Annotated in this window: 1 protein-coding gene; it reads right to left on the bottom strand. The window is 50.4% G+C overall.

Annotation, left to right across the window (positions count from 1 at the left end; genetic code table 11):
- Nucleotides 1-107 precede the first annotated feature (107 nt).
- A partial coding sequence (locus B3F49_RS00165; protein ID WP_293908454.1) for a P13 family porin occupies nucleotides 108-797 on the bottom strand: 690 nt, incomplete at its 5' end.

Below are 797 nucleotides of genomic sequence, written 5' to 3'. Positions count from 1 at the left end.
ATGTTTCATGGACAGGAGTATAGCATGAAAGTACTCATCGTTCAGTCATTTTGCTATGGCTAATCGAGCATTTTTCAGACAAATACACAAAGTATTGCGCGCTGTCATCATTCCATGTGTATGGTTGCTGCCACCTGCATCCCCAGCTCAGTGACGCGGATTACAGGACCCACTGCCAAGCTCAAACCCAGAGCATCGCCTCCATCCTTGGTCACTTTCAGCCCGTTACGCAGAGTCTTGTTGTACCTCGCTCCATAGGGAATCGGCAGTATTGCTTGGATCACCCGCTCAACAGCCAGAAAGATTGCCCCAACAGTCATGGCTCCCACGGCAAAATCCTGCAAGGGGTCTTCAAAGGAGGAAGAGCCTGCACTTAAGACCTGAATGAAAAACAGGTCGATCAAAAAGGTTCCCATACCGATGCCGATGGTGGTTGCCGCAGTCCAATCGGCAATTTGCCCGAAGAGCTGACCGCCGAGGTCGCCTTGGAGCTTTGATCCGCTTCCAAATCCGGCCAACAAGTTCTTGAAAGCCGGCCAGGCTATCGATACTTGGGCTTGTTCATAGAGAGCCGACCGTTGCTCGAACGTCAATTGAGAAAAATCATGGTTCTTGAACGTTTTCTTCAAGGCTCCCAAGGTCGAGCCGCCAAGATACACACGCTCTCCATCAATCTCAACGGGTATGCCATCTTCAGTATTCAATGCATCCAACCCTGTGCCTACCAACGATATCAAGGGAGGTTGGGCAGAGAGCGGCACAACCAACACAAGCAATACCACAAGCCAGATGAGAAA

It is taken from the genome of Sphaerochaeta sp. UBA5836, assembly GCF_002432845.1.
GTDB lineage: Bacteria > Spirochaetota > Spirochaetia > Sphaerochaetales > Sphaerochaetaceae > Sphaerochaeta.
The sequence above is the reverse complement of the archived record's forward strand: the minus strand, read 5'-3'. Positions and strand labels throughout refer to the sequence as shown.